Genomic DNA, 6,367 nt, shown 5'->3' with positions numbered 1-6,367 from the left:
TTTTTCTCATAGCGATCATCCTTTCTTTGATAACACTATTTTACCATACATCATCTCAAAAATATATAGCAGAAATTTAATTTATTCTATACTAGCTCGTTCATCTGTTGCATAAACAATCCACTTATCATTCTCACGCATTAACACAACTTCATTTTCTCTATCATCTTTCCTTTCATTCATATTATAACCTTGTAATTTCTCGTCCTGTATTATTTTTATTGCTTCTTTTATGTTCATGTTTCATGCTCCTATTTTTGCATTGCAACTTCTAATTTGCATGTATGAAATATAGGATTATAATCTTACCATTCATTTATGGCATACAAAATAGCAAGTCTTACATTTTTTAACAACTCAGAAGATAGAGTTTCGTATTCTTCAGATAACCCTTTTTTGTGAGCCATATATGCTGGGCTATCATTCCACGAACCCATTGCTCCAAAAACATCCGAAATACTTGCAGCTTCGAACATTTGAAGATTTTGCTGTGGAATTGGTGGTAAACTCAAACCATACTTTTCATCTGGATATTCGCTACAGCCATCTAAAAGGTTTATAGCAGAAGTAAAAATATTAGCAAAATTTTCACACTCAATTTTTTTAGCCAATTCTTTAATCGATAATAATACATCTCGAAATGAGTTAATGTTATTCTCAAAATATGGTTTTTTTGATGGTGGGTTAGTCCACTCATGCTCTGAATATAGAATATTCCATTTTTTTTGCATAGAGTCAAATTGCCAATCAGCAGTAAAGTATGTTACTTTTCCGCTTTTGTAAAAACACAAAATGGAACTTTCTGTTGTATTTGAAAATCCTAAAAATTGTCTATCCTTTACTGAATATGGACATAGCAACTTTATATCCTGTATCCCATTTTTCTTTATTTGTTCAAACCACAATGAAACATTAGAAGCAGTATATTTTTCTGTCCTTAAAAATTTCTTTTGAGGTAAAAAGACAAATTCAATTTTATTCTCATATTCTAATTGTGAAAATCTAATTGGTTCTGATAATTGCAACGCTTTTTTGCTCGTCGCTACAATAGATGCAATTTGAAACATTTGTCCATTCATCATTTCGCCTCCCCTTAATATGAATAATACTGTTCTTTCAAAAATTCTAATTTGTCATCCTCATTCTACCATACTCCAAATGTGTTTTCTATCCTTATTAGACAAGGACAATCAGTTTTTATCTGACTGCCCTCATCATTATCAAAGAATTATCTTTCCATATCTCGTTTCTTTCTTCGTGCCTTGATACGCTCCTGTCTTTCTTTTTCCCTTGCTTCTTTTTCGGCTCGTTCCTGTGCTTCCCTAAAAGAAAAAAGCTGCTTCACTTTTTCTGTAAAAAGTTTAGCAACTTCTGGGAAATGCTCCAACGCTTGAAGAAATGGTCTGCATTTTTCTTTCAGTTCGTTGTATCTACTTTTCATATTTTCAAGTGCGTTGGTAGTGTTGTAGTAGCGTTGTTGATAATAACCGACATCCTCCTCCAACTTTTTTATCTCTGCTCTGCTTGTGATACCCTCCTTTGCAAGTGTGGTCAGTTCTTTATAATCTTCTTTGGATATTGCCATTTTGCCGGTAAAGGTTTTCTGTCCCATACTATCAATCTCATTATAGGTTTTGAAGATTTGATGAGATGATTTGTATTTCACTTGCTCCTTTTGAATACGCTGCTGCAACTTATCTAAACGCTGTGTATCTTGTTTGATTTGATATTGCAGGGAAGTTAGGTGTTCGGCTGTACTCCCGTATTCTCCACGCTGAAAACCTTTAAACCCTTTCTCTGTCATATGGTTGAACAACTCATCTTGCAGTATGCTGTATGAAGCTCGAAACATCGGCTTTCCATTCTTTCGTAAAAGTGGATTGCCTTTTTCATCAACCAGTGGAATGTCTGATTTCCATTTCTTTGAGTGGCTGATCTGATTGACTACTTCTTTAACTGTTCCTCTTAGTTCGGGGTCTTTACAACGCTTGCTCCACAAGATTTCTTTTTCTACTACTGGCAAAACCATAGCGTGAAGATGATAGTGATAGACTTCTTTTCCTAAGTCCTCGGTTGCTGCCAAATTGATTTCATCAGCGTGCATAACTGCCGATATTACATTATCAGCACCAAACTTTTCTTCGATAAAATGAAATGCTTCTTCATAGAATTGCTTTGCATATTCATAGCCACCATTACGCTCAAAATACATTGTGTTCACATCAATCACAATCTCATTGAAAAGGGTAGCGTCTTTTCTCAATCCTCGAAGCGATACTTTTCCGTCCTGTTCCATCTGCTTTAATTGTTCCATATAGGTTGGGGCAGTCGGTTCTTTGAAATGCACATTATAGGGTATTCGCTCCACAATCACATTCATATTTTCATAGGTTTCATTCTTGCGTTCGTTATGCCTTTCTGCTTTGCTCACATCTGAAGAAGTGTATTTTTTTACTCTTGCACAACTCATATCTGCCTTACTGTTTTTTGCCATTTTGAATCTCCTTTCTTGGCAGGGCGAAGCCATTACACAACATTCTTTGAATGTGTGTAACCCACTATGACACTTTCAGACTTCGTCTGCAAAGATGTCGTGGACAAGGGTGTTCCCCCTTGACCTCCTTAGATACCTCTCTCACAAAAATAGACCGTCTCATCAGCAGACAGTCTACTTTTATTCATTCGGCTTATCGCCCACCGGCAAGTACCAGTACCATTGAAAGCCTATCTTTTTTGAAAGAGCACCGGCTTTCATCTTTGCCTTTTTAATGGTCGATTTCTTGAACCCTACGGCTTCTAATTTTTCCTCACATTCCGAGGTAAGCATTTCGCCATCTTTCAGCATTTCCAAGATCATTTCTGTTGCCTTTACTTCCTTTTCGTTTGGTCTACCCATTTTAGGGGCAAGGGACTGAAATGCTTGCTCTGCCGTCATTTCCATTTCAGAGATAAAGTTCACTCCTTTTTCTGCAACCTCAAATAGAATTGCTGATCCTGTTGGGGCAAGGTTTGATTTTACTTGTACCATATATCTTTCTGATGGTGCTTCTTTGTTCGGTGTGCGTGTGATTGCAATAATGCTTCTTACTGCCCCTGCAATATCAATCGAACCATTCGTGCGATATAGCGGGTTGGTATCTTTCATCTTGTTCATATGAGCGATAATCACAATCGCACAGCCAGTATCTTTCGCAACAGCAATTAGATGATTAAACTCTGCTCGTGTTTCGTTAGCATTATTCATTGAACAATCTTCGCCAATATAAGAACTCATCGGGTCAAGAATTAAAAGTTTTGCGTGATACTTTTCGATTGCTTCAGCAATGCGGTTATCTCCAAAAGATAAGGACTTTACATCTTCCTTGATAAAGATAAGGTTTTCTCCAATACCACCAGCAGCATTGAAACGAGGGACTACTGTATCATCGGCATCATCTTCCGTTGTCTGATAGATAATCGTCATAGGCTCTGTTTCGTCTGTGTCAGTAAAGGGAAGTGGTTCTCCATTTGAAAGTAGGGCAGCGATTGAAAGCATTAACTTACTTTTACCATCACCAGGATCACCCTGCAAAAGTGTAACTTTGCCAAAAGGGATATACGGATACCAAAGCCATTTCACTTCTTTCGGTTCAATTTCACTTGCCTTGATAACTTCAAGAGGTACACTTATATTCATTTCATTTTCCGTTTGTTTCATAATTTTTCGTTCTCCTTTTCAATTAAATTTGTGGGCAGCACAAGTTCATTCATACAGAAACAACACCCTCTCTTGTTCCTGCACATTCTCATTTTGAGGCATACCACCTCCTTTCGTGGTGAAAATAAAAAACCACAGGTAAAGATACTAAGCCTTGTTTGTGTCATTTCTCGGGGCGTAAATAGGGCATATATCCCATTCTAAGCCTTTCAAAAATCTCACAAGGTATTTTGTACTAACCTGTGGTTATGTATTAAATTATAGGAACAAAAAAGCAGCTAATCCTAAGACTAACTGCTTTGTAAATAATGATATTTTTTTACCTTACAAACGATTTAAAATAGTCGCTAAGTTTTCTTTATGCCATGAAGCACCAACCATTGTCTTATTTACCTTAAATGCTAATGTACCCTTTGATGTAGCAACTTCTAATTCATAAGACATCAATTTTTTATTGAATTTAGTGCTTGCTATTTCTTCCTTTGGAACGAAAAGAAATGCTTCATCTTCTAATTTGCCCGTTGCATTATTTAAACCGATAATAGCAATACCACTATCACTAAAGTTTATTGCGTAATACTGCATTGAAAGAGCAGTGGCAATCGGTCCAAGAGCATATGTGAATTTACTCGGAAATATAACTCCAATAATAGATGAATTTTCATTAAATGCAATATCTTTCTTGTTTAGATATTCTCTAATATCTTGTTCTTTTAGCATTTTAATATCCTCCTGTAAAATTTAATTTGTCGTAAATGGTTATTCTCATTTTATCATTTGAAAAAAGCGATTACAATAAATATCATACCATTATAAAAATATATTTAAACGAATAACGCAGATAAGCCGACAAAAATACACATTAGTCCAAAAATCATACACAGTACATTTTTGATACCGACTTTTTTGTTAAGTACGAAAGATGATGGATTTTTGGGGTTTATATATATACGATATTCATTTCCCTTAACCATGTCCTTATCTAATTTCTTAAAGCTATATGTGTTAGAACACTGGCGGACATATGTTTTTCCGTTGTACTTGTATTTAAAAATAGGAGCATAGCTTGATACTGTTTTACTTGGATACGAATTATAGCCTTGATAGACACCAATAATTTCTTCATTACAAATAGCAACAGATTTAATATTATGATAAAAAATCAGCGTAATCATTCCTCCTATTGTAACGCCTATTAATACAAATGTGTATTTAGCTCCGCCTGGGATAAGAAAACATATAAAAGCTAATAAAAGCCCACCGAATATCAACGCAAGAAACTTAAATGATTCAGGATCCATCTTATGCATTTTTTGTTTAAAAGCCATATAAACAATCCAACCAAAAGCTGCTACACAAAATAATAAATCAAATCCTTCAAATTCCACTGTTTATCCATTCCTTTCTTTCAATCTTACTTACTGAAATATTTCTTGTTCTTGACCTTGTTTTGCAGCCTTGAATATCTCTAAGCTATCATCAAACTTATCTGAACCATATCGCATAATTGTTCCAAAGTATGGCTGACCTTCTCTTATTTTATCTAAATCGCTTCCACCGTTTCCAAATGCAGATTTTTCTAATATTGCTTCTGCTTTTTCAAAACTCTTATGGTCTAAATAGTAAACAAAAAGCAATGCCTCGCCACCTAATTTGTCACGAAAGACTTCTTCATACATTTGATATTCTTCTTCATCAGTTTTTCCAGTCATTGTAGAAGTGTCAATATAAACCCATACCGAACCTAAAGTTTTATAATCTGGCTCCATCTGGTTGCGAAGTTTAACATAATTATCCCATTTCGAAATTTCCTCCAGCGGAATATCTTGCCATTCTTCTCGTACAGTTATATCACCTTGAATATAATAGTTCTCAGCTACCTGCGAAATGGCTTCTTCTGTCATATTCTCCATTTGTTTTGCCAAAAGGCGTTCCGCATAGCCATCATCAATAATTTCTATTTTTGAGTTTGGTTCTTCGGGATTAAAATAGCTACCCTCAAATGGATGCTTTGGGTCGTTTTTTGAAATACAAGTCGCATAGATTGCACCATTGTCTGATGGTAAAAGTTTTGGTTGATTCCAAGACAATACTTCAAATTCTTCTCCATATTCTTCTTGTAAGTAGGTTTCAATTTTTATTGAAATCTCGTTTTTATGTCCACAGCCACTCAATAGCCCTAAACAAAGTACACTTGCTATAATAATCAATACAATTTTTTTATATCGCATATTCGTCACCTCAATGTGATTTTATGATTTAACACTCATAAACTTCTCTATCTATATCATTTTCGACTTCCTTTTTTATTTCGTCCATAGAATTCAACCAATTATCTAAAAATTCCAATGAAATAATTCGCCCATTATAATAAATAATTGTTTCTGCACCTGCTCTTTGCAGTTTCCTAATCAATTCTCTAAACGCTCTATTCTTATCTATTCCGTTTATCTCATCTACAACATCGTAATCATTAGTATCATATGTTACTACAAAATCGTTCGACTCTATTTTCTGTTTTATATGGCTCATAGACATGGATTTATCATATTCTCTGATGAGTTTAATGTATGATACAATTTGCTCATCTTTTGCTATTTTTATTTGCATTAAATCCATAATAAGATTCCTCCTAACATTGTGATTTTATGATTTAACACAGTTCTACAA

Annotated in this window: 8 protein-coding genes; all 8 read right to left on the bottom strand. The window is 34.8% G+C overall.

All coding sequences use genetic code 11. From position 1 onward, the window contains the following. Nucleotides 1-81: 81 nt before the first annotated feature. The 8 genes from EDD74_RS13690 to EDD74_RS13655 all read right to left on the bottom strand — a co-directional run bounded on the left by EDD74_RS13690 (nucleotide 82) and on the right by EDD74_RS13655 (nucleotide 6,316). On the bottom strand, nucleotides 82-240 hold the full coding sequence (locus EDD74_RS13690) for a hypothetical protein (protein ID WP_165851562.1): 159 nt from the start codon (nucleotides 238-240) through the stop codon (nucleotides 82-84). Between the two features lie 65 nt (nucleotides 241-305). Then, on the bottom strand, nucleotides 306-1,079 hold the full coding sequence (locus tag EDD74_RS13685; protein ID WP_032507597.1) for a hypothetical protein: 774 nt from the start codon (nucleotides 1,077-1,079) through the stop codon (nucleotides 306-308). A gap of 149 nt (nucleotides 1,080-1,228) precedes the next feature. Further along, the gene (locus EDD74_RS13680) at nucleotides 1,229-2,470 is read right to left on the bottom strand and encodes a plasmid recombination protein (RefSeq protein ID WP_243116179.1); all 1,242 of its coding nucleotides are present in this window, start codon (nucleotides 2,468-2,470) and stop codon (nucleotides 1,229-1,231) included. A 204-nt stretch (nucleotides 2,471-2,674) separates the two neighbouring features. Then, nucleotides 2,675-3,697, bottom strand: a complete 1,023-nt coding sequence (locus EDD74_RS13675) for an AAA family ATPase (protein ID WP_116440983.1) — start codon at nucleotides 3,695-3,697, stop codon at nucleotides 2,675-2,677. A 324-nt stretch (nucleotides 3,698-4,021) separates the two neighbouring features. Next, a complete protein-coding gene (locus tag EDD74_RS13670) occupies nucleotides 4,022-4,417 on the bottom strand; it encodes a hypothetical protein (protein ID WP_116440982.1) in 396 nt (131 codons plus the stop codon). Nucleotides 4,418-4,521: 104 nt separating this feature from the next. Then, a complete protein-coding gene (locus EDD74_RS13665) occupies nucleotides 4,522-5,085 on the bottom strand; it encodes a DUF3592 domain-containing protein (protein WP_116440981.1) in 564 nt (187 codons plus the stop codon). Nucleotides 5,086-5,115: 30 nt separating this feature from the next. Further along, nucleotides 5,116-5,928 carry a DUF5037 domain-containing protein gene (locus tag EDD74_RS13660; RefSeq protein ID WP_116440980.1) on the bottom strand — a complete coding sequence of 271 codons (813 nt, stop codon included), beginning with the start codon at nucleotides 5,926-5,928 and terminating at the stop codon, nucleotides 5,116-5,118. 28 nt (nucleotides 5,929-5,956) lie between these two features. Then, the gene (locus EDD74_RS13655; RefSeq protein WP_116440979.1) at nucleotides 5,957-6,316 is read right to left on the bottom strand and encodes a hypothetical protein; all 360 of its coding nucleotides are present in this window, start codon (nucleotides 6,314-6,316) and stop codon (nucleotides 5,957-5,959) included. Nucleotides 6,317-6,367: the final 51 nt, after the last annotated feature.

Origin of the sequence: Faecalimonas umbilicata (assembly GCF_004346095.1) — a bacterium.
Classification (GTDB): Bacteria; Bacillota; Clostridia; order Lachnospirales; family Lachnospiraceae; genus Faecalimonas; species Faecalimonas umbilicata.
Note: the sequence above shows the minus strand (reverse complement) of the source record. Positions and strands in the feature narration are given on the sequence as shown.